Here is a 21,350-nt window from a genome sequence, read left to right on the forward strand (position 1 = left end):
CGTCAGCCGTCTTCTCGCCAGCTTCCTGCTCCTTGATCATTTGGATGATCTGTTCGTCCGTGAATCTCGTCTTCATTTGTCCGCCTTTCGGTTGGGCGGACTCTACACAAAAATGGAGGAAATTCAGGGGCTCAGGTCACACACTTTGAAACACGCTACCCGGTTGTACTGCGTTTTGAGGGCATCGGGCCTGAACACCTCGCAGGCTATGAGAAACACCGCAAGCGGGTCGGCGGTGAAATCGGCCACATTCTTGAACATCCGCCAGCGCCAAATCACTTGCTGATTGGATCTGAGGACTGGGCTGCCAATGCCTTGGCGGAGATCGCAGCTATTAAGGCGCAGAACATTGCGGCGGAGCTGGAAGCCCTGGAGCAGCGCAAACGAAAGAAAGACATCCAGAAACGCTTGACAGAAGGGCCGCACAACCCTTGGCGGCCAACGCGGCACGGGCCGATGCGCGAGGTGATCTTGACGGTCAACAAGGCGTGGTTCGATGCTGACCCCGCAGCTGTATTTGGCGAAGGCGTCGAGCACAATCAACGGATTGCGGATTTTGAACGGCTGTCCATCGCTTGGCTGAAGGAGACTTTTGTCGATGATGTCATTCATGCTCGGGCAGATCTTGATGAAGAGGCCTACCACATTCACGCCGTGATCATGCCGCGCGTGCAGGTTGAGATGACACGCACGGACAAAAAGACCGGTGAGAAAAAAGTCATCGCCACCCGGCTGATGCTGCAGCCTTCCAAGTTTGATGTGATCGAAGATTATGAGCACGCCCAAGATAGCGTTGGCGAATGGTTCTCCGAGATCGGTCTTGATCGTGGGGAACGGCGTAAGGCGGCATACCGCGAGGCCATCGCCAAGGGCGAGACACCGCCTCCGAAGCGGATGCACAGTAAAACACGCGAATGGCGGCGCAAGAAGGACCTTGAGCTGGCCAAGCGTGAGCGTGACCTTGAGACCCGCTCGGCCGTCGTCGAAGAGAAAGCGGCGGAGGCAGAGACCATCATTGAAATCACCGAGGCGGTGGCGCAGGGCGCGGTCGACCCCAGCGCACCAAGCGCCGAGGATGCGTTGGTGCCAGTGAAAGGGCGCGAACAGGACGAGGTGTTCTTGCGGGCGCAGCGACATGCGCAACGTTCACCCAAAGGTGCATCGCGCATTGCAAAGGCATTCCGCCGTGGATGGGGCGCGATGTTCAAGACGGCGCGCAACGAAGCGCTTGCGCGGGTCAATGTAGACTTCCGTGCCGCCAATAAAACGCTTGAAGAGGAGAGGGGACTATTGGCCAAGATTGGCGGGACTTTGGGAGCCGATCTGTCGGGCAATATCAGCAAGCTTCCAGACCTGGCTCGACGCCTGAAAATGACGATTTTGGCAGGAAATCTTTCACATGAAAGATCCGCAGAGAGTCGACGGACCGCGCGGAAAAAAATAAAAATAACACCAATACAAAGGGTTGGCCCGAACGCAGGTGATTTTCTCGGAGAAAAAGCGATTACCCCCAGAAAAACGTTTTATCTAATTTTTATGCCGCGGGGCAATCCCGCCTCAAGCGGTAAAAACACCAAACCAAAGGACACTAAAATGAGCAAACGTATGTTCCGCAAGCCCGTCAAAGCCACCCGTAAGAACTCTGCTGCGGCTACAATGAGCCCGGCAATGCAAGCCGCTATGTTCAAGGTCGCGAATGTCGCGGCGAATATGTCCAGGAAGGACGAGGCCACACAACAGGCCGCCCGCAAGGCGATCGCCGATACGATCGAAGAATGGATCGGATTTTTGGCCGAGGAGCAGCCCGAAGCCGTTGAGGATTTTTACTACGAGGTCTGCATGCTGGCGACCGCCGGCAATCGCCGCCGCATCGCAAAGCACAGCCCAATGCCAGAGGGCGTCTTCGAGCGGGTTGAAGATGATCTGCGCGAGCAGAAGGAAGAGGCAAAGCGCGAGGCTTCGACGCAGCAAAGTGCGGACGATGATGCCAAAGAGATGATCTCGGAATAAGCCTCAGCCACCCACATTGAAAAAAGTTCGCCAAAGTCCAACTCCTCCTCCCGTAACCAATATTAATACATAAAATAAGACACTTAACGCCACCTCAGGGTGGCTTTACGCGTTGGTGCGCTACGCCCGATGCTACGCCGCGCAGCAAACAGCAGCTAAGTTGGCGAGGCGTCTTCTGCGGGCTGTGGAAGCAGATCGGGAGCAGACGGGGTATGAAAGCCAATGCCCATCCTCTCTCAAAACCAATCTTCATATGCAAAAACACAGAGAATACACCGTCTATGCTGTCAGCACTATCAGCCGGATTTGACCTGCGCCCAAATGAAAAACTCAGCGATGGCGGAACACGCAGTGCGCGACCACTGCTTCCGTTCGTGGTGACGGCTGTAATGTCTGCTAGGAGATTGGCAACTCCGAAGTTGCTTTCTCGGTCGAGACTACGATGGATGTCCGAAATTTGCGAACATTCCTATCAGAAAAGAAGAACCGATGTGTGAAGGCTTCGTAGCCTGCGATATCTTTTGCCATCACGACGAGGATGAAATCGGCCTCGCCCGCGATACAATAGAAATGCGTTACTTGCCGATCTTCACGCGCTTTACGCTTGAATGCATCAATCTGATCAAGCCGATCACGTTCCAGTTCTACCGACACGATGGCAGTTATGCCCAGGCCGAGAGATTTTGGGTCAAGAATTGCGACCTCGCTTTTGATCACACCCGCGTCCCGCAGCGCCCGAATCCGTCTCTGCACTGAAGCTTTCGAAATGCCTGTGGCATCTGCAAATGATTGCACGGAAGTTTTGGCATCTTTTTGAAAAAGATCGAGCAGCTTTCGATCTGTTGCGTCCATGACTTAAAAGTTCCCATTTTTGCAAGATTGTGATGCGATCGCATCGCATATATCCTGATGTAGGTATATATCGCATCGGGTGAGCTGTCTATTCATGTCCTCATGAAACACGGTGCTATTGCTATCCTCCCTCTCGCTCTTGGCGCTGCTATCTATGGCTTTGCGTTCGGTCTTCTTGCTGCCCAAGTTGGTTTCCCATGGTGGGGCGTTGGACTGATGAGCGCCACCGTTCATGCAGGGTCGTCTCAGATCGTCGCGGTGGAGCAGTTTGCCTCCACGCAAACGGTCGCCGGTGCTGCCCTGGCAGGGGCTGCGCTGAATCTGCGCTATATAGGGATTGTCGCATCGCTGTCGGATGTGTTGGCAGGTCTATCGTTGAGGGCCAAACTCTTGGCGATCCACATCACGGGCGACGAAAACTGGGCGTTGACGATGGCGGAACGCGCTAAATCGCCAGATGTTGGGGCGGCCTTCCTCATGGGATCAGGCCTTGTGATGATCGCTGTCTGGACAGTTTCAACAACGGTTGGAGCAGTGATTGGGGCGGTGCTGCCCGACCTTGAACGCTTTGGATTGGGGTTCGCCTTTACAGCCGCATTCATTGCAATGGCACGAGGGCTTTGGCGCGGAAGGCCACAGATGTTGCCCTGGGTGGTCGCCGCCACCGTAACCATCGCGGTCGTGTCTCTAGGATTGCCGAAGGCCTATGCAATCGTCGCTGGGACGGTTGCCGGTCTGGCGATGTCCTTGATCTTGCATCGTGCCAGCGGAGTGGTCGCATGAGCGTCGCGCACTGGGGTGTCATCGGCATTTTAGCTCTTGCCGCGTTCTCCATTCGCATTCTCGGTTTGATTGCAGGCGGACGCATCCGTGGCTCACGCCATGCGTGGGTGTTAGACGATTTACCGGGTTTGATCGTTGTCAGTCTGGTTGCAGCATCGCTTGCAGGTCAACCATTGCAGACATGGGTTGCAGCCGGCGCGGCACTCGGAGCGGCAGTTCTAACCAATCACGTTATTGCCACGATGGTGGTTGGTGTGGTGGCCTTTGCGGGTCTCGCAGCCTTTGGGCTTTGACATTGAAACGGGGCCTGCCGAGTACCCCGCTGCAGGTCCTTAGTCGACCCTCAGCTTTCTCTAAAGCGGATTTGCGTTCCGTTACAACAGTTTCGCCGTAGGTCCCATCGTTTGTCTCCTGGGCCTAGAAAACGGGGGGCACTTGAATTGAGGTTAAGGGCCTTCTGGGCCCACCCAGATGAACTGTCTCTGACGGTTCTGAAATAATCTGTCGTAAGAACGATGACTTCAAAAGAATCGACTGCGCTATTCGGGTAAACTACATACTGAACACACGTGTGGGCACGAGGCCTGATGTTGTAGGGGGGGCATATGACGGCAAAAGATCTGGGTGAGCAGGATGAGTCCCTTAGAGAGCTAAAGGTTTCGTCGCCGCAACAGGTAAGATCGGATTCCCATCTGAAAGTTGATGTTTTTCAAGCTGCGACGCGTGAGATTTCATTAAAAGATCTGTCCTTGCTTCAGGAATTGATTGTCGGTGTCTTTTGGCCGCATCGCGACCGGGATCTCGAAATGCTGATACAGCTGGGGCAGGGATACCTTGCTTTGGATGAAATTGGCCGCCCTTTGAGTTCTGCGATGAAGTTCGAAATGGGCTCGGAATTTGCGATGTTGGGCATGATGATCACCGCTCCGCGTTTGCAGACACGGGGGACGGGGCGCTGGATGTTGGCGCAAATCATGGAGGACTGTGGCGCGCGGGATCTACGTCTGAGTGCAACGCGTGCGGGCTACCGTTTGTATAAAAATGCGGGTTTCCAACCGGTGGCAACGATCCGGCAGCAACAGGGCATCGCGCGGGCGATTGTGCCGCCACCACCGCTGGCTCATACCGATGTGCGCGCTGTTGAAGAGAGAGACTGGCCAGAGCTGCTGGAACTGGACACAGGCGCCTATGGTGCCGATCGCCAAACCATTCTTCAGGCGCTGCAGGTCAAATCTGACTGTATTGTCGCAGAGCGCGCAGGACAGATTGCGGGATATGCGATGATCCGCAACTTTGGCCGAGGTCAGGTGATTGGACCCGTGGTGGCAGACAGTGATGCGCTGGCAATACAATTGATCGCGCCGTTGATTCAGAAACGCGCAGGGACCTTTCTGCGCCTGGATACCCCGGTGGAGGAAGGCGAATTGACCGAGTTTCTGTCAGCTGCCGGGCTGGTCCTGTATGACACTGTGACAGAAATGTACCTAGGCAAACAGCGGCGCGCCACAACGGGCGCTGTGTTGTATGGATTGGCTGCGCACTCCCTGGGGTAAGGGGCCTGCCCCAGGGTTACGACAGGCGGTCTTTGAGACCAAACCACAGGCCCACTAGCGGAAGAAACCAGGGCTGGCCGGAATGGGCGGGAATTGTCGGCCAATTCAACCCATCCAGAGGCATGTCTTCCTTTACGCCCATAGCTTTGTTCGCCAGTTTTTGCCCCAGCAATGTTGAAAACTGCGCCCCATGGCCGGAATAGCCCATGCCATAGATCATGCCATCAGCTTCGCCCGCCCGGGGAAAGCGATCTTTGGTCATGCCAACAAGACCGCCCCAGCAGTAGTCGATTGCGATGTTTTGGGTTTGCGGAAAGATTTCGGTCATGGATTTGCGCAAAATGGCGCCCGACTTTGCGTCTGAGCGCTGATTGCTATCCGCAGAGAACCGCGCCCGGCCGCCAAAGATCAGCCGGTTATCCGGGGACAGGCGAAAGTAGTTCCCGATGTTCAGCGAGGTTACACAGGTGCGATTTCCCGGCATGATCTCCGCGACTTCGATTTGGGACAACGGACGGGTGGCCACGATGAAGGAGCCAACAGGAATGATGCGCCTGCGAAAGTACCCCAGGGGGGCGGTTTTAACCTGCGCAGAATAGGCTCCGGTGGCGGCGATCACGCGATCTGCGGTCAGGCTGCCGCGCATGGTGTCAAGCTGCCAGCCCTTTGCGGTTTTGGATCGCGCAGTAACTGGAGCGTTTTCCCAAATCGTGGCCCCGTGCCGCTGTGCCGCCTGCGCCAAGCCGCAGACATAGCGCCCCATATGCATCATGGCAGACTTTCCATAAAGGATCGCACCATGAAAGCTATCACTGCCAACCTCATCCTTCAGCTCAGAGCGGTCGAGCCAGCGGGTCTCTGGGTCGACCTCTTTGTTCAGCAGCTCAAAATTCGCTTTCATAGCCGCAACATGAGAGGGCTTAGAGGCCAGTTTCAGTTTACCTGAGCGGCGAAAATCACATTGAATGCCCTCAGCCTCAATAAGTTCCTCGATAACATCAATAGAGTGATCGTAGGCCTGATACAGCGCTTGGGCGCGTGTCGCGCCCAAGTGGGATTTGGCAGAGGCAAAATCATGGGCCAGGCCGTTGTTCAGATGGCCACCGTTTCGTCCAGAGGCCCCGGCGCCAACGTGTTCTGCCTCTAGGATCGCCACAGATACGCCCGCCTTGGCAAGGCGATGTGCGGAGCTGAGTCCGGTAAAACCGGCCCCGATGATGACAACATCAAAGTGTCCGCTAACCGGCGCAGGGCATGCCGCCTCGAACGGGGCAGCTGTTTCATGCCAATAGGAGGCAAACTGCATTACAAACCAACCACTTTTGCCAGACCGGAAACATCAGGGAGTTCTGTGTAGCCGTAGTATGGGTTTGCCGGCTCATGGCCGCGGTTGATCCAGACCTTATTGGTGATCCCCAGATCATGGGCTGTCATCAGATCGTAGCGGAAAGACGACGATACATGCAGGACGTCTTCTGGTCCGCACCCAAGCTGATCAAACATATACTCAAACGCCCGCATTTGCGGCTTGTAGGCCTGCGCGTCTTCGGCGGTGAACACATGCGCGATGGGCGAGCCCAGTTTTTCGATATTGTGGGGGATTTGCGCGTTCATCGAGTTGGTCAGCGCCACCAGTGGTATTTCATGGGCCACTTTGGCCAGCCCGGCGGGCACATCGGCATGGGGGCCCCAGGTTGGGACGCGGTGGTATATTTCTTTCGCAATCGCAGGATCAAAGGCCAGATTGTTCCGTTTACAAGCCCGTTCAAGCGCGTTGTAAACGATCTCAGCATATGGCTTCCAGGCCCCCAGAACTTCATCGAGGCGATAGGCTGAAAAATCCTGGATGAATTTTGCCAGTGCCTCTGCGGACAGAATATTGCTGTAGTGATCCGTCGCCGCACCGGCCATATCAAAGTTAATCATGGTGCCGTGGCAGTCAAAGGTGATGTATTTAGGGCGGAAGGTCATCCGAGCTCTCCAGTGTTTCGTCGAGATCATCTTGTCGCTTTCCAAGGCGCGCCAGATGCCGGGTTTGCCAAAACCAAGGCAGGAAATTCTGAAATACAAATGCACAACAGCAGAGCCTGCCATCTGACCGGCGGGCTTAACCGATGCGCCTTGTGAAGCCGGTGCAGACTGTCTGCAGATAAGGTGACGTTAGAAAATGGGGCAGCAGATGACAATTTTAACCGCAGAAGACCTGTTAGGCAGGCTGGTGGGGTATCCCACCGTTGTGGGCCACGCAAACCTCAACCTGATACAGTTTATTGCTGATTACCTTGAGAGCTACGGAGCCCAGGTTCATGTTTTGACCGGGCCAGAAGGCGACCGCGCCAATCTGTTTGCCACCATTGGCGATCCCTCAGTTCCGGGCTACATCCTGTCTGGGCACGTGGATGTTGTGCCCGCCGGTGAGCCTGAATGGAAAGGGGATCCTTTCAAAATGCGCCGCGATGGGGACCGCCTGATCGGGCGCGGAACCTGCGATATGAAAGGCTTTGATGCCGCTGTCCTGGCGGCGGTGCCAGATCTGGCAGCCCTGTCGCTGTCTGCCCCGGTTCATATTGCACTGTCCTATGATGAAGAGGCCGGCTGCAAAGGGGTGCCCCATATGATTGCGGAGCTGCCAAACCTTTGTGCCAGGCCGTTGGGCTGCATTGTTGGGGAGCCAACGGGATTGCAGCCCGTGTTGGCCCACAAGGGGAAAGCGGCGCTGCGGCTGCGGGCCAAAGGTCTGGCCGGTCACAGCTCGCGCCCTGATCAGGGGCAAAATGCTATTCACGCTTTGCTTCCGGCGCTTAGTGCGGCTGCGGCGCAGGCTGAGGCCTTAAAGACCCAATCGCAGGATGCGCGTTTTGCGCCGTCCTATTCGACCCTTCAGATTGGTGTTGTGCAGGGCGGGCAAGCGGTCAACATCATACCGGATCACGCCGAAGCGCTGATCGAAACACGGGCCATTGCCGGTGTCGATCCCCGGCAGCTGATGGCGCCGATTATCGCACAGGCCGGATCTTCGCTGGAGGTTGACTGGATTTCCTCCTACCCGGCGCTGGCATTGCCGACAGAGTCCGACCTGAGCCGTCTCATGACCGAGCTATCTGGAAAACCACCGCTTGGGGCTGTCAGTTTTGGCACCGAAGCGGGGCTGTTTCAGCAGGCTGGAATTCCCTCGATCATCTGCGGCCCGGGGGACATCTCGCGGGCGCATAAACCAGAAGAGTATCTGACCCGCGCAGAGCTGGAGGCAACGCGGGACATGATCTGTAAGCTGGGTCAGCACCTGGCAAACTAGCTGCGTAGCATTTTGTGCTGCAAACACTCTTGATGCAGTTTCTTTGCTGCTTTCCCCACCTCAAACGCAGCGCAACGCGTATGTCAAAGCCGGTAGGCTGGGGGCAAGTAATCATGGAATTGAAATTATGACGACAACTTTGGACAGGATCCAATTGGTGGATTTCTCCGCAGATCACTTGCCCGGAGCGGTGCGGCTAAGCCAAGAGGCTGGATGGCCACACCGGACACAGGATTGGGCGCTGACGCTTTCGCACTCCACAGGGGTTGTAGCGCTACAAGAGGGCGAAGTTGTAGGCACGGCGCTTGCCTCGGTTTTTGGCGATGTTGCCACCCTTAATATGATCATCGTTGATGAGCGCCTGCGCGGTCGCCGCCTGGGGCGTCGTCTGATGGATGCGGTTATTGCGTATGCTGGTGCACGGGAAATGCGGCTGATTGCAACCCAGGACGGGCTGCCGCTCTATGAAAAGCTGGGGTTCAAAGCGATCGGTGACGTCGCGCAGTTCCAAGGGCTGGTTCGGGCCGCTCCACCCGCCGATGGGGTGAACACCGATGGCTACGATCTGGACCGTATGGTCGCGATGGATAGGGCCGCCTCTGGCCTGGAGCGCGGCGATCTGTTGAAGCAGATCTCAGAGCAGGGGCAGGTGTTTTACACCGACCAGGGCTTTGCCATGCTGCGCGATTTTGGCCGCGGAAAGGTGCTTGGCCCGATTGTCGCGCAGAATCTGGAAACGGCCCGCAGTTTTCTGGCGACAGCGGCGCACACAGAAAACGGCTCTTTTCTGCGCCTTGATACGCCGGTTCCAGAACTGGGCACATTTGCGCAGGAGCTGGGTCTGGAACCCGTCGGCGGCGGCACCTGCATGGTGCTTCAGCCGCAGCAGGCCACCTATGGCAACACCTTTCAGACCTATGGTCTGGTTTCTCAGGCTTTGGGGTAAACAATGAACACTCAATTGCATTCAAACGCGTTACACGAATTGGACCGTCAGCATTTTGTGCATCCGGTCTCGTCCTGGCAGGGACACGAAGCACGGGGTGTTCGCATCCTGAAAAGCGCAAAAGGGGCCACCGTTACGGATTCTGAGGGACGCCAGCTTTTGGATGGTTTTGCCGGTCTGTGGTGTGTGAACGCCGGCTATGGCCATGAAAGCGTTGTTGAGGCGGCGGCCGAACAAATGCGCCGTCTGCCCTATGCGACAGGGTATTTTGATCTTGGCTCTGAGGCCCCTATCAAATTGGCGGCTGAGCTGGCGGACCGCGCGCCGGGGGATCTGAACCACATCTTCTTTACGCTTGGCGGCTCTGACGCGGTGGATAGTACCATTCGTTTTGTGCGCTACTATTGGCATTCCAAAGGCCAGCCCCAGAAAGACCAGTATATCTCGGTTGAACAGGGATACCACGGCTCCACCTCTGCAGGCGCGGGCCTGACAGCGCTGCCGGCATTTCATGACGGGTTTGGTGTGCCGTTCAATTGGCAGCATAAAATCCCGTCGCATTACCTGTATCGCAACCCGGTGGGAAGCGACCCTGCGACCGTTATTGCCGCATCGGTTGCCGCCCTAAGGGCAAAGGTTGCAGAGCTGGGGCAAGAACGCGTTGCCGCCTTCTATGTAGAGCCGATCCAGGGCTCATCAGGCGTCTTGGTGCCACCCAAAGGCTGGATCAAGGCAATGCGCGACACCTGCGCCGAGCTGGACATCCTTTTTATCGCGGATGAGGTTATCACCGGGTTTGGCCGTACCGGCCCGATGTTTGCCTGCGAAGAAGAAGGCATCGTGCCCGACATGATGACAACGGCAAAGGGGCTGACCTCTGGCTATTCGCCAATGGGGGCTGTGTTCCTGTCCGATCACGTCTACCAAACAATTGCCGAAGGGGCGGGGCCCAAGGCCGTTGGCCACGGCTTTACCTATTCAGCGCATCCGGTCAGTGCGGTTGTGGCGCTGGAAGTGCTGAAGCTTTATGAGGGCGGGTTGTTTGAAAACGGCATCAAGATGGGGGACCGTTTGCAAAAAGGTCTGGCCGGATTGTCAGATCACCCCCTTGTTGGGGATGTGCGGGGCCGGGGGATGTTGGCCGCGATTGAACTGGTCACGGATAAGGACAAGAAAACCCCGGTGCCGGCCGAGCTCCAGGCCGCGACACGTCTGTTTGATCGTGCATGGGATAACGGCCTGATCATTCGCGCCTTTCCGCAGGGCGTGTTTGGATTTGCGCCGCCGCTGTGCTGTACTGCTGATGAAATCGACGCCATCGTTGATCGAACCAAACAGGTGCTTGATCTCACCCTGGAAGATCCGGAAATCAGAGCCGTGCTGCGCGGATGACTCTACTGCTCCAAAGCTTTCCTGCGCGGGCCAAGGTCTGGAGTGAGGTCTTTGCCGCCGCAGGAGAGCCTCTTTTCACCCAGGCACCTTCGGGGGCGGAGGCCAAAGACGTCACGGCATTGGCCTGCTGGCAGCCGCCATCTGATTTGACGGTATACCCAAACCTGAAACTGGTTTTGTCCGTTGGGGCTGGGGTGGATCAGATGACTGCTTTGCCTCAGCATATCATGCTGTGCCGGTCTGCGGCGCCGGGGATTGAAACGCAGGTGCGCGACTGGGTGACCATGGCCTGTTTGATGATGCATCGGGACATGCCCGCATATCTGCAGCAGGCCCGCAAAGGGGCGTGGAACAGCCGGGACACCAGGGCCACGACCACGCGCCGGGTTGGCGTGCTGGGCATGGGGCGGATCGGCCGACTGGTGGCCCAAAGCTTGACCGCTTTGGGCTTTCCGGTAGTTGGCTGGTCGCGCTCGGGGCGGCCTGTTGAGGGCGTTGAAATCCATGGCGCCGAGGCCTTGTCGGCGGTGCTGGCACAGTCTGACATCTTGGTCTGTCTGCTGCCTCTGACCCAGGAAACCAAGGGTATTCTGAACGCAAAAACCTTTGCCGCAATGCCCAAAGGTGCCCATTTGGTTCATGCCGGGCGCGGTGCGCACCTGCATATGGATGATCTGCGGGATGCGTTGAATAAGGGGGGGCTGACCTCTGCCATGTTGGATGTCACCAATCCTGAGCCGCTTGCCAAAGACCATTGGGCCTGGGCGCATCCGCAGGTGATCATCACGCCGCATATTGCGGCGCAGACCGACGCATATGAAGGGGCGCACCACGCGCTGAATGTTATCCAGGCCCTGAAACGCGGTGAAACCCCGCCGGGTTTGGTGGATCAAACCAATGGCTATTGAAAGGCGCGGGTGGCGAAGGTCGGCAATCAGATGTTCTGCGGACTTCACCAACTTGGAAGATTCTGCCGCAGGAGGCCCGGATATCAAACAATATGCGCAGGTTTACTGGCGGATGATGAGTTCAGGAAGTGCTGTGGCACTGGGGTCTACCTCTCTTCTGGTTTCACCAGAGGAACGGGTCTCACCGTCTCGCGACGCAATCTGTCGCTGACCAGACGAAGGCTGTCACTCTTCAAGAATGCTTCTTGCCTGTGCGGTTGCGCGGGCCCCACAACAAACAGGGATTGAACATGACCAATAATAAACCAACAAATTGGACCGGTCGCGACGATACAATGGTCGAAAATGCGATCCGGCGTGGTGCAACGCGGCGCGACTTGCTGAAGATGCTGGCTGCTTCGGGGGTTGCCGTCGGCGCAGGATCATCTTTGCTGCTGGGCGCAACAGGCGCGGTGGCAGAAACACCGGTCTTTGGTGGCCATTTGAAAGCGGCGGGCTGGTCGTCATCCACCGCCGATACGCTTGACCCGGCCAAGGCCTCATTGTCCACTGATTACGTCCGCTGCTGCGCGGTTTACAACCGACTGACCTTCTTGGATGAATTTGGTCAGGTGCAAATGGAACTGGCCGATAGCATTGACTCTGCTGATGCCAAAACCTGGACCGTTAAGCTGAAATCCGGCGTTACCTTCCATGATGGTAAGCCCTTTACCGCGGCGGATGTGGTGTTTTCCATGAACCGCCACCTGGATCCGGCGGTTGGGTCCAAGGTCAATTCCATCGCCAAGCAGATGACCGCGATTAAGGCGGTTGATGATCTGACCGTTGAAATTGTTCTCGAGGAATCCAACGCCGACCTGCCCACGATCCTGTCGTTGCACCACTTTATGATTGTGGCGGATGGCACGACTGATTTCTCAAAGGGCAACGGCACCGGCGCCTTTATGATGGAGACCTTTGAACCGGGTGTGAAATCCATCGCGGTGAAGAACCCGAATTACTTTAAGGATGGTCCCTATCTGGACAGCTTTGAGTATTTTGCCATCACCGACAACAACGCGCGTGTAAATGCGGTTCTGTCCGGTGACATTCACATGGGTGCCTCCATCAAGGGTCGTTCGCGCCGCATGTTGGAAGGCCAGGACCACGTTTGGTCATCGGTCACCAGCTCCGGCAATTATACTAACCTGAACATCCGTCTGGACATGGAGCCCGGTGCCAAAGCGGGCTTCATCGAAGGGATGAAGCATCTGATCAATCGCGAAGTAATCGAAAAATCGGTTCTGCGCGGTATGGCGACCGTCGGCAACGACCAGCCTGTGTCTGCAGCAAACCGCTATCACAACTCTGAGCTGGCCCCCAAAGCCTATGACCCGGAGAAGGCCAAAGCACTGTTCGCCAAGTCCGGCCTACTGGGCGAGTCGGTTCCAATCGTTGCCTCTGATGCGGCAACGGCCTCTGTTGATATGGCGACGGTGGTTCAGCAGGCAGGGTCGGAAATCGGCATGAACTTTGACGTTCAGCGGGTACCGTCTGATGGCTACTGGTCCAAATACTGGCTGAAAGCGCCCATTCACTTTGGCAATATCAACCCACGTCCTACACCGGATATTCTGTTCTCGCTGCTCTACAGCTCGGATGCCAAGTGGAACGAGAGCCAGTTTAAATCCGAAAAGTTCGACAAGATGCTGATCGAGGCGCGTGGCGCTTTGAACGAGGATCTCCGCAAGGAAATCTATTGGGAAATGCAGGACATGGTTGCCAATGACGCGGGCACGGTCATTCCGGCCTATTTGGCAAACGTGGATGCACTGTCCACCTCTGTGAAAGGTCTGCGCTCAAACCCGTTGGGCGGCCAAATGGGCTATGCATTTGCCGAATACGTCTGGCTCGACGCCTAACAGACTTAAATCAGTATGTCCCTGCGCTGGGTTTCCCGGCGCAGGGAACGCGCATTTTTAAGACCCAGATCCGGAGAGCCCGCGTTGCATAGATCGTCTCATACCTGGCTGCTTGTCGCACACCGACTTGGCATCGCATTGATAACATTAATCATTGTTTCTTTTGCGGTATTTTTCGCCACCGAACTGTTGCCCGGTGATGTCGCTGAGATCCTATTGGGGCAGGCGGCAACCCCCGATGCTGTCGCCGGGTTGCGGGATGCCATGGGGTTGAACGAACCCGCCCTGTCGAGGTTCCTGTCCTGGCTGGGCGGGCTCGCCACTGGCGATATGGGGCGCTCTTATGTCAACGACATCAGTGTCGCTGATTTGATTGGACGCCGGCTCTCCAACTCCCTGCGGCTGGCAGGGGTTGTCACTGTGATCTGCGTCCCCTTTGCCCTGACCTGCGGTATCGCTGCAGCCATGTGGCAGGATTCCCTGCTGGATCGGCTTGTGTCGATCCTGACGATTTCGGTGATCTCCATTCCGGAATTTATGGTCGCCACACTGGCGGTTCTGGTGTTTGCGGTCTGGCTGGATTGGCTGCCAGCCCTGAGCTACGGGGCGGATGCCAGTAATTTTGCCGCGCTGCTCAAAGCCTATGCCATGCCTGTCATCACCTTGACCTGTGTTGTGTCGGCGCAGATGATCCGCATGACCCGCGCTGCGGTGATCGAGACAATCAAAACACCCTATGTCGAAATGGCCCTTCTGAAAGGGGCAAGCCGTCGACGCATGGTTCTACATCATGCCTTGCCCAATGCGCTGGGCCCTATCGCCAATGCGGTGGCGCTGTCGCTGTCCTATCTCGTCGGTGGCGTCATCATCGTCGAGACCGTTTTCAACTATCCGGGGGTGGCCAAACTGATGGTGGATGCCGTTGCAACGCGTGACCTGCCGCTCATCCAGTCCTGCGCGATGGTGTTCTGTGTGAGCTATCTTTCTTTGATCACCTTGGCTGATGTGATCGCCACTCTGTCCAACCCAAGGCTGCGGAAATGATGCAAGATACTCAAGGCTCCGAACGCAAATTCTCAATCACTGGTCATGGCTATTCCTTTAATATGGCGGGACGAATTGGCCTGACCATAATCCTGTTCTGGGCTGTGATCGCTATAATCGCCCCCTGGATTATTCCCTATCCGCCGGGCAAAATTGTGGATTGGGACTACTTTGGCCCAATCAGCGAAAGCTATTGGATGGGCACGGATTATCTGGGTCGGGACATCCTGAGCCGGGTTTTGATGGGGGCAAGATATACCGTCGGCATATCACTGGCCGGCGTCACCCTGGCCTGTAGCGGCGGTATTGTTCTGGGCATGGTCGCGGCTGTGATTGGCGGATGGCTTGATACGATCCTGTCACGCCTGCTGGATGCGTTTAACGGCATTCCTTCCTTGTTGTTTGGCCTGGTTGTTGTTGCTGCCGTTGGCTCGTCCATCCCTGTGCTGGTTCTGACGCTGGCCGCGATTTACCTGCCCGGAAGCTACCGTTTTGCGCGGGCTTTGGCGGTGAATGTGAACACGATGGATTTTGTCACCGTGGCCCGTGCCCGCGGTGAGCAAACGGGATATCTTATTCGCACCGAGATATTCCCTAACATCCTGGGGCCGGTGCTGGCGGACCTTGGCCTGCGCTTTGTCTTTATCGTTTTGGTTTTGTCGGGACTGTCCTTCCTCGGCATTGGTGTGCAACCGCCCCATGCTGACTGGGGCGGGTTGGTACGTGAAAACATCGAGGGCCTTAGCCTTGGGGCGCCTGCGGTGATCTTCCCCTGTATCGCAATCGCCTCCCTGACTATTTCGGTGAATATGTTCATCGATAACCTTCCACAAAAAATCCGCGACAGGAGCAACTGATGAGCCAACCCCTTGTGTCTGTTCGAGATCTTGTGATCGGCGCGGTGACGGATTCTGGCCGCGAGGTCGAGATTATTCGCCATGTCAGTTTTGATATCCAACCGGGTGAGATCGTTGCACTGATTGGCGAAAGCGGATCGGGCAAGACAACGATCGCGCTGTCGCTGATGGGCCATTGTCGCCCGGGCTGTTCCATCAATGGCGGCTCTATTCAGTTGGGCGCGCAGGATGTTACCAAACTGACAGAACCCCAACGCGCCCGGTTGCGTGGGACAGAAGTTTCCTACATTCCGCAGTCCGCTGCGGCGGCCTTTAACCCGTCGCAACGGATCATGGATCAGGTCATCGAAATTACCGACATTCATAATTTGATGCCCCGTCCCGAAGCTGAAGCCAAGGCGGTTGAGCTGTTCCGCGCGCTGGCGCTTCCTGAGCCTGACAGCATTGGGCAACGCTATCCCCATCAGGTCTCGGGTGGGCAGCTGCAACGATTGTCGGCGGCAATGGCGCTGATTGGCGATCCGCAGCTTGTCATCTTTGACGAGCCCACGACAGCGCTGGATGTCACCACGCAGATTGAGGTTCTCAGGGCGTTTCGATCGGTGATGCAGGGGAGCGGCATGGCCGGTGTCTATGTCAGCCATGATCTGGCAGTGGTGGCGCAGGTTGCGGACCGCATCATTGTTCTGAAAGAAGGGCAAATTCAGGAAGTCGGGATGACACGAGACATCTTGGACGCGCCGCAACACCCCTATACCCAAGAATTGTTAGCCGCCTTCAAGCCAGTGCCTTTTGCCTCGGTCAAATCTGCCGTGGCCAAGGCCGAAGCCCCCATTCTTGAGGTCAACAACCTCTCTGCGGGCTACGGGCCGACACGTTCGGGCGAGGCAGAGTTCAAAGTTCTGGATAACATCAACTTTCAGATGGAAAGAGGCACAAACCTCGGGGTCATCGGGGAAAGCGGGTCGGGAAAATCGACGCTTGCTCGGGCGGTTGCCGGCATTTTGCCCCGCTACAAGGGCGACGTATTTTCCCAGGGTGAGGCTCTTTCGCCAGATCTGAAAGACCGCTCCAAAGATCAACTGCGGCGGCTTCAAATTGTGTTTCAATTGGCAGATACGGCTTTGAATCCAGCCCAGCCGATTGACTCAATTCTGTCCCGACCGCTGAAGTTCTATCACGGTATGACTGGCAAGGCACGTGAGCGGCGTGTGATTGAACTGTTGGATATGGTGCAGCTGCCAGCGGCAATGCGGCACCGGCTCCCGGGGGAGCTGTCTGGCGGACAAAAACAGCGGGTGAATTTTGCCAGGGCGCTTGCGGCGGAACCAGACCTGATCCTTTGTGATGAAATCACATCGGCTTTGGACACGGTAGTAGCTGCGGCCATGCTGGATTTGCTCAAGGACCTGCAACGGGACCTGGGGCTCAGCTATATGTTCATTAGCCATGATCTTTCGACGGTCGAAGCGATCTGCGATGATGTTCTTGTCATGCTGAAAGGGGAGCTCGTCGAATCCTTGCCCGCAGCACAGATGAGCGAAAGCGCGGAACACCCCTATTCACGGCTGTTGATCTCATCGGTGCCCAAGCTGGACCCAGACTGGCTGGCCAACCTCGAACACAACCCAGAGCTGGCAAAAGCCATGCAGGGCCGTTAGCTCTGGTCGTGAACCCGATCCCCAAACAGGCGCCCGAGTGGAAGATGGTTTTTCACAAAGGGCGTCTTCATCACGACAAAGCTAAAGTACTTGTCGATGCCAACATCCTTGTCGATCAGGGCTTCGACAATATTTTGATAGTCCGAAATGCCGGCGGTTACAAATTTGGCAAGGTAGTCATAACCGCCTGAAACGAGGTGACATTCAACGCAGCTATCGATTTTTTCCAGGGTCTCTTGAAAGCGCGCAAAGTCGATTTGGCGGTGGTTTTTGAGAGTGAATTCCGTAAACACCGTCAGCGTCTCACCCAGTTTCGCAACATCAATCAAAGCGGTGTATCCGGAGATATAGCCAGCCTTCTGAAGCTTTTTCACCCGCATCAGGCAGGGGGAGGGCGACAGGTTGACAATCTCCGAGAGCTCAACATTGGTTATCCGCCCATTCTCTTGCAGAGCAGCCAGTATGTTCACATCGATACGGTCGAGTTTGTAGGTCTGGGTCATTCAAAATTCCACGTGAATGGCTGTGCGTTCTTCATAAGAGCATACTATTTGCTGGTCCTGTAACCATTCGCTGGGTGGCTCTTTAAAAGAATATGCTGAATTTCCACCCAATCCGGTAGTTCGCATCGCTTGTTTCAAGTTACTTCCTAAGAAAAGATTTGGGATTTTTTGATGACTGCTCCGCTCTTGCACATTTTGTCCGCAACCGATTGTCCGCAACACGCGGATACAGTGGTTATTGGCGGAGGTATTGTTGGCGTCAGCACCGCCTACTGGCTGGCGCGGGCCGGGCAAAAAGTGGTGCTGCTGGAAAAGGGCCGTATCGGAGCAGAGCAATCCAGCCGAAACTGGGGCTGGTGCCGACAGCAAAACCGGGATGCCCGTGAATTGCCCTTGTCGCGTGTGAGCCTGTCTCTGTGGGGCGAGATGATGCAGGATTGCGGCGCTGAAATTGGGTTTCGCCGCTGTGGTTTGATCTATCTGTCCAACGATGAGGCCGAAATCGAAGGCTGGGCCCGGTGGGGTCATTTTGCCCGTGGTGAGGGCGTTGATACCCGTATGTTGACCGCTACAGAAGCTGCCGAACACGGGGCGGCCACTGGGCAGGCCTGGAAGGGCGGGGTCTGGTCTCCGACGGATGGTATTGCCGACCCTGCGGCGGCGGCGCCGATGATTGCGCAGGGGATCGTGAAACACGGCGGAATTGTCCTGCAGGGCTGCGCGGCGCGCGGACTTGAAACCAGCGGCGGAGCGGTCAGCGCCGTGGTCACCGAAAAAGGGGTGATCCAGACCAAACAAGTTGTGCTTTCTGGCGGCGCCTGGGCCGGCAGTTTCCTGCATCAGCTGGGTATTTTCTTCCCGCAGTCCTCGGTGCGCAGCTCGATCCTTTCGGTGGCACCCGGGGCGCAGGGCCTGCCAGATGCGGTGCACACCAAAGAGGTCTCTGTCACCCGGCGCGGCGATGGCGGCTATACGTTGGCCATCTCGGGCCTGGCAAAGGTCGATCCTACCCCGCGTATGCTGCGCGGATCTAAACACTTTCTGCCGATGTTTCTGCGCCGCTGGCGCTCGCTGGCCCCTGGCGGGCCGCAGGCCTGGCGGTGCAATTTTGACGGTTTGAAAAAGTGGAGGCTGGACCAGCCGACGCCGATGGAACACATGCGTATATTGGACCCGCGCCCGGATGCGCCCACAATTGCAAAAACCCTGGCCCAAGGGCGCCAGTTGTTTCCGGCTTTGCAGAATGTGCCTTTGCAGGCCTCCTGGGCCGGGTATATCGACAGCACTCCAGACGGCGTTCCGGTCATTGACAGCGATATCGGAATGCCGGGGCTGGCTCTGGCGGCGGGTCTGTCTGGGCATGGGTTTGGTATTGGCCCCGGTGTCGGCCACCTGATGGCGGATATGGTGTTGGGGCGGACACCGGTTACTGAAACGGCACAATACAAACTGTCCCGTTTTGCAAAGAGCCAATGGGGCAAAGTTTCTGAGTTCTGACCTCATGCGCTGAACCGTGCGATGTCAAAAGGCGCCAGCGGCGTGGAGCAGCTCCCCGTTGTGATAAGTTCCGCCATGGCATCACCCACGCCCGGCCCCAGCTGGAAGCCATGTCCACAAAAGCCAAAGGCATGAAAAAGACCGTCGGTGGTGCCGGAAGGCCCCATCACGGGCAGCATGTCTTCGACATAGCCCTCGACACCAGACCACTGCCGAATAACGGTCGCCTGGCGCAGGGCGGGCACCAGTTTCACAACCTCTTGCAACTGCTTTGACAGGTTGTGTGGATCAATCTTGGCAAATCCGTCTGCCCCAACCCGGGTGCGCGCAACCGCGCCGCCAAAGACCACATTGCCGCGCTCGACTTGGCGCAAATAGGCCCCGTGTTGTTTTGACCAAACCCCGACCACAGGTAAAATGCGATGGGGCAGGGGCTCTGTGGCCCCCATTTGTGGCCCTGCCAAAGTGATAGGAACCTCTTCGCCAAAGCGGCGCGCGACGTCAGGCCCCCAGGCGCCGGCGCAATTCACAAGCAGGTCGGCAGAAAATGTACCAGCTGAGGTCACCACTTCAAAGCCGCTGGCCGTTTTGCTGATTTCAGAAACATGGGCCTGCTCGTGAATGGTGGCGCCGCCGCGCGCCGCAGCACCTGCAAAGGCGGGGCTGATGAGACGCGGGTTGGCAGAGCCATCATCGGGGGAGAAAGACGCCGCAATTGCATCGGGACCCAGCCCCGGAAACCGTTTGCGAATGGCATTTGGCTCCAGAACCTCCAGTTCCAGCCCCCAATCCAGCGCGTCTTTGCGAAATTGCTGCATCAGGGCCAGGCCATCGTGGTCAAAGATCAGCCGCAAATGCCCGGTTGCCCGGAACTCGACATCCATACCCAGCCAGGTTTCCAGCTTTGACCACAGCCCCAGTGAGCGATTGGCCAGGGGCATCTGCGGCAGGTACCGCCCCGACCGTCTGATATTCCCAAAGGAGGCCACGGTTGCACCGGCGCCAATATGGCCGCGCTCAATCAGCGTCACGCGGACTCCGCGTTGGGTTAGAAAATACGCCGTGGCGGTTCCCATAAGACCGCCGCCTAAGATCATCACATGCACAGCACAATACCCCCTGCATCCATCAAAGAGGCAACGACCGCTTGCGTCAAAGACGGCTTTCTGTGACACCTATAAGGATAGCCTATGGAGTTGTTATGCGCGCGCGCCAATTGGAAGTGTTTACAGCCGTCATGCGGATCGGCACCGTGACCGGTGCTGCCCGTATGTTGAATATTTCGCAACCGGCCCTCAGCCAGGTCTTGCGTCACACCGAAGACGAGCTTGGGTTTCTGCTGTTTAGTCGTGAAAAGGGGCGCCTGCATCCCACCCCCGAGGCGCTAGAGCTTTATCCCGATGCCGAACGCCTTTTTGCCGGGCTCGAAGGTCTGCGCCGCAAATCGACAGATCTGCGAAAGGGACGGTCGGGGCTTGTCCGTATTGCCGCTTCGGCACCGCCGTCCATGTCGGTTTTACCCAATGCATTGGCCATGCTGCGGCAAAAACACCCGAACATTCAATTGCGCGCGCATGTGGCCCCGATCAACACCTTGATATCCATGTTGCGGGCAGGGGACGCCACATTGGCGCTGGCGTTAGATGATCAAATGCCGCCAGACATATGCGCAGACGTCATTGATAGGACATCCTTCTGCTGCTTGATGTCGGCACAGTCTGATCTGGTCAGCGCCTCGGAAATCAGTTTTGATATGTTGGCGGATCGCACCGTTATTTCATACCGGGCGCAGACCCGTCCCAGAGATGAATTGCAACAGGCGGCGCAGGCGCAGGGGCTGGGGTTTCAACCCGATTTGGAAATTGATTCCTCAATTACAGCGGTTGGATTTGTTCAGGCCGGGTTGGGTGTCGCCTTGGTGGATGCCCTGCTGCCTTGGCATCAATTTCAGGGGGTGGTGGTGCGTCCCTTGGCCAACAGTCCCAAATTGCCCCTATCTTTGTTGACGCTAAAGGACAGGCCATTGTCCCAGGCCGATCAGATCATGTCCGCAGAGTTGCGGGCGATCTGTGAAAGGGACGACGCGGAATAGCCATAAGTGTGGCTTATGGATTTGCACCGTAAGCGTCTTGGACGGTCTTCGCTCAA

General features: G+C 56.8%; 20 protein-coding genes. 15 read left to right on the plus strand and 5 right to left on the minus strand.

Going from position 1 to position 21,350, the window contains the following annotated elements; all coding sequences use genetic code 11:
- A partial coding sequence (locus QZ268_RS13685; RefSeq protein WP_295453637.1) for a hypothetical protein occupies positions 1 to 286 on the plus strand: 286 nt, incomplete at its 5' end.
- 29 nt (positions 287 to 315) lie between these two features.
- Positions 316 to 2,010: a hypothetical protein gene (locus tag QZ268_RS13690; protein WP_295453640.1), complete on the plus strand. Its 1,695-nt coding sequence runs from the start codon at positions 316 to 318 to the stop codon at positions 2,008 to 2,010.
- 396 nt (positions 2,011 to 2,406) lie between these two features.
- Here the strand turns inward: QZ268_RS13690 and QZ268_RS13695 are convergent, their stop codons facing one another.
- Positions 2,407 to 2,862 (minus strand): Lrp/AsnC family transcriptional regulator, encoded by a 456-nt coding sequence (locus tag QZ268_RS13695; protein WP_295453645.1) that lies wholly within the window; start codon positions 2,860 to 2,862, stop codon positions 2,407 to 2,409.
- A 102-nt stretch (positions 2,863 to 2,964) separates the two neighbouring features.
- On the opposite strand from QZ268_RS13695, the gene QZ268_RS13700 reads away from it, so the two are divergent.
- The 3 genes from QZ268_RS13700 (at position 2,965) to QZ268_RS13710 (ending at position 5,198) form a co-directional block, all read left to right on the plus strand.
- Positions 2,965 to 3,645, plus strand: a complete 681-nt coding sequence (locus tag QZ268_RS13700; protein WP_295453647.1) for an AzlC family ABC transporter permease — start codon at positions 2,965 to 2,967, stop codon at positions 3,643 to 3,645.
- Entirely contained in the window at positions 3,642 to 3,938 is a 297-nt protein-coding gene (locus tag QZ268_RS13705) for an AzlD domain-containing protein (RefSeq protein ID WP_295453650.1), read from the plus strand. The genes QZ268_RS13700 and QZ268_RS13705 overlap by 4 nt, the downstream gene beginning before the upstream one ends.
- A gap of 312 nt (positions 3,939 to 4,250) precedes the next feature.
- Positions 4,251 to 5,198, plus strand: coding sequence for an N-acetyltransferase (locus QZ268_RS13710; RefSeq protein ID WP_295453652.1), 948 nt, complete (start codon positions 4,251 to 4,253; stop codon positions 5,196 to 5,198).
- 16 nt (positions 5,199 to 5,214) lie between these two features.
- Here the strand turns inward: QZ268_RS13710 and QZ268_RS13715 are convergent, their stop codons facing one another.
- Together QZ268_RS13715 and QZ268_RS13720 are read right to left on the minus strand one after the other, a co-directional pair.
- Complete coding sequence (locus QZ268_RS13715; RefSeq protein WP_295453655.1) at positions 5,215 to 6,504, minus strand: FAD-binding oxidoreductase; 1,290 nt, start codon at positions 6,502 to 6,504, stop codon at positions 5,215 to 5,217.
- On the minus strand, positions 6,504 to 7,169 hold the full coding sequence (locus QZ268_RS13720; RefSeq protein ID WP_295453657.1) for a haloacid dehalogenase type II: 666 nt from the start codon (positions 7,167 to 7,169) through the stop codon (positions 6,504 to 6,506). The genes QZ268_RS13715 and QZ268_RS13720 overlap by 1 nt, the downstream gene beginning before the upstream one ends.
- A 208-nt stretch (positions 7,170 to 7,377) precedes the next feature.
- On the opposite strand from QZ268_RS13720, the gene argE reads away from it, so the two are divergent.
- The 8 genes from argE (at position 7,378) to QZ268_RS13760 (ending at position 17,202) form a co-directional block, all read left to right on the plus strand.
- Positions 7,378 to 8,493, plus strand: a complete 1,116-nt coding sequence (argE, locus tag QZ268_RS13725) for an acetylornithine deacetylase (protein WP_295453661.1) — start codon at positions 7,378 to 7,380, stop codon at positions 8,491 to 8,493.
- 127 nt (positions 8,494 to 8,620) lie between these two features.
- On the plus strand, positions 8,621 to 9,439 hold the full coding sequence (locus QZ268_RS13730) for a GNAT family N-acetyltransferase (protein ID WP_295453664.1): 819 nt from the start codon (positions 8,621 to 8,623) through the stop codon (positions 9,437 to 9,439).
- 3 nt (positions 9,440 to 9,442) lie between these two features.
- A complete protein-coding gene (locus QZ268_RS13735) occupies positions 9,443 to 10,831 on the plus strand; it encodes an aspartate aminotransferase family protein (protein WP_295453667.1) in 1,389 nt (462 codons plus the stop codon).
- On the plus strand, positions 10,828 to 11,739 hold the full coding sequence (locus QZ268_RS13740; RefSeq protein WP_295453670.1) for a glyoxylate/hydroxypyruvate reductase A: 912 nt from the start codon (positions 10,828 to 10,830) through the stop codon (positions 11,737 to 11,739). Before QZ268_RS13735 ends, QZ268_RS13740 begins: the two co-directional genes overlap by 4 nt.
- A 290-nt stretch (positions 11,740 to 12,029) precedes the next feature.
- On the plus strand, positions 12,030 to 13,640 hold the full coding sequence (locus QZ268_RS13745) for an ABC transporter substrate-binding protein (protein WP_295453672.1): 1,611 nt from the start codon (positions 12,030 to 12,032) through the stop codon (positions 13,638 to 13,640).
- A gap of 84 nt (positions 13,641 to 13,724) precedes the next feature.
- On the plus strand, positions 13,725 to 14,684 hold the full coding sequence (locus QZ268_RS13750; protein WP_295453675.1) for an ABC transporter permease: 960 nt from the start codon (positions 13,725 to 13,727) through the stop codon (positions 14,682 to 14,684).
- Positions 14,681 to 15,541 (plus strand): ABC transporter permease, encoded by an 861-nt coding sequence (locus tag QZ268_RS13755; RefSeq protein WP_295453678.1) that lies wholly within the window; start codon positions 14,681 to 14,683, stop codon positions 15,539 to 15,541. Before QZ268_RS13750 ends, QZ268_RS13755 begins: the two co-directional genes overlap by 4 nt.
- A complete protein-coding gene (locus QZ268_RS13760; RefSeq protein ID WP_295453679.1) occupies positions 15,541 to 17,202 on the plus strand; it encodes an ABC transporter ATP-binding protein in 1,662 nt (553 codons plus the stop codon). Before QZ268_RS13755 ends, QZ268_RS13760 begins: the two co-directional genes overlap by 1 nt.
- Here the strand turns inward: QZ268_RS13760 and QZ268_RS13765 are convergent.
- The gene (locus QZ268_RS13765; RefSeq protein WP_295453682.1) at positions 17,199 to 17,705 is read right to left on the minus strand and encodes an Lrp/AsnC family transcriptional regulator; all 507 of its coding nucleotides are present in this window, start codon (positions 17,703 to 17,705) and stop codon (positions 17,199 to 17,201) included. The genes QZ268_RS13760 and QZ268_RS13765 overlap by 4 nt on opposite strands.
- 171 nt (positions 17,706 to 17,876) lie before the next feature.
- Here QZ268_RS13765 and QZ268_RS13770 point away from each other — a divergent pair, with 171 nt between their 5' ends.
- Positions 17,877 to 19,202: an FAD-binding oxidoreductase gene (locus QZ268_RS13770; protein ID WP_295453684.1), complete on the plus strand. Its 1,326-nt coding sequence runs from the start codon at positions 17,877 to 17,879 to the stop codon at positions 19,200 to 19,202.
- A gap of 2 nt (positions 19,203 to 19,204) precedes the next feature.
- On the opposite strand, the gene QZ268_RS13775 is transcribed toward QZ268_RS13770, so the two are convergent.
- On the minus strand, positions 19,205 to 20,299 hold the full coding sequence (locus tag QZ268_RS13775; RefSeq protein ID WP_295453707.1) for an FAD-binding oxidoreductase: 1,095 nt from the start codon (positions 20,297 to 20,299) through the stop codon (positions 19,205 to 19,207).
- 104 nt (positions 20,300 to 20,403) lie between these two features.
- On the opposite strand from QZ268_RS13775, the gene QZ268_RS13780 reads away from it, so the two are divergent.
- A complete protein-coding gene (locus QZ268_RS13780) occupies positions 20,404 to 21,294 on the plus strand; it encodes a LysR family transcriptional regulator (protein ID WP_295453687.1) in 891 nt (296 codons plus the stop codon).
- The last annotated feature ends 56 nt before the right edge of the window (positions 21,295 to 21,350 follow it).

It is taken from the genome of uncultured Pseudophaeobacter sp. (assembly GCA_905479575.1).
Lineage (GTDB): Bacteria > Pseudomonadota > Alphaproteobacteria > Rhodobacterales > Rhodobacteraceae > Pseudophaeobacter.

Excerpts from the sequence above, each read along its gene's own strand:
- QZ268_RS13695 (WP_295453645.1), bottom strand. The coding sequence starts at position 2,862 with ATGGACGCAACAGATCGAAAGCTGCTCGATCTTTTTCAAAAAGATGCC.
- QZ268_RS13700 (WP_295453647.1), top strand. The coding sequence starts at position 2,965 with ATGAAACACGGTGCTATTGCTATCCTCCCTCTCGCTCTTGGCGCTGCT.
- QZ268_RS13705 (WP_295453650.1), top strand. The coding sequence starts at position 3,642 with ATGAGCGTCGCGCACTGGGGTGTCATCGGCATTTTAGCTCTTGCCGCG.
- QZ268_RS13710 (WP_295453652.1), top strand. The coding sequence starts at position 4,251 with ATGACGGCAAAAGATCTGGGTGAGCAGGATGAGTCCCTTAGAGAGCTA.
- QZ268_RS13715 (WP_295453655.1), bottom strand. The coding sequence starts at position 6,504 with ATGCAGTTTGCCTCCTATTGGCATGAAACAGCTGCCCCGTTCGAGGCG.
- QZ268_RS13720 (WP_295453657.1), bottom strand. The coding sequence starts at position 7,169 with ATGACCTTCCGCCCTAAATACATCACCTTTGACTGCCACGGCACCATG.
- argE (WP_295453661.1), top strand. The coding sequence starts at position 7,378 with ATGACAATTTTAACCGCAGAAGACCTGTTAGGCAGGCTGGTGGGGTAT.
- QZ268_RS13730 (WP_295453664.1), top strand. The coding sequence starts at position 8,621 with ATGACGACAACTTTGGACAGGATCCAATTGGTGGATTTCTCCGCAGAT.
- QZ268_RS13735 (WP_295453667.1), top strand. The coding sequence starts at position 9,443 with ATGAACACTCAATTGCATTCAAACGCGTTACACGAATTGGACCGTCAG.
- QZ268_RS13740 (WP_295453670.1), top strand. The coding sequence starts at position 10,828 with ATGACTCTACTGCTCCAAAGCTTTCCTGCGCGGGCCAAGGTCTGGAGT.
- QZ268_RS13745 (WP_295453672.1), top strand. The coding sequence starts at position 12,030 with ATGACCAATAATAAACCAACAAATTGGACCGGTCGCGACGATACAATG.
- QZ268_RS13755 (WP_295453678.1), top strand. The coding sequence starts at position 14,681 with ATGATGCAAGATACTCAAGGCTCCGAACGCAAATTCTCAATCACTGGT.
- QZ268_RS13760 (WP_295453679.1), top strand. The coding sequence starts at position 15,541 with ATGAGCCAACCCCTTGTGTCTGTTCGAGATCTTGTGATCGGCGCGGTG.
- QZ268_RS13765 (WP_295453682.1), bottom strand. The coding sequence starts at position 17,705 with ATGACCCAGACCTACAAACTCGACCGTATCGATGTGAACATACTGGCT.
- QZ268_RS13770 (WP_295453684.1), top strand. The coding sequence starts at position 17,877 with ATGACTGCTCCGCTCTTGCACATTTTGTCCGCAACCGATTGTCCGCAA.
- QZ268_RS13775 (WP_295453707.1), bottom strand. The coding sequence starts at position 20,299 with ATGATCTTAGGCGGCGGTCTTATGGGAACCGCCACGGCGTATTTTCTA.
- QZ268_RS13780 (WP_295453687.1), top strand. The coding sequence starts at position 20,404 with ATGCGCGCGCGCCAATTGGAAGTGTTTACAGCCGTCATGCGGATCGGC.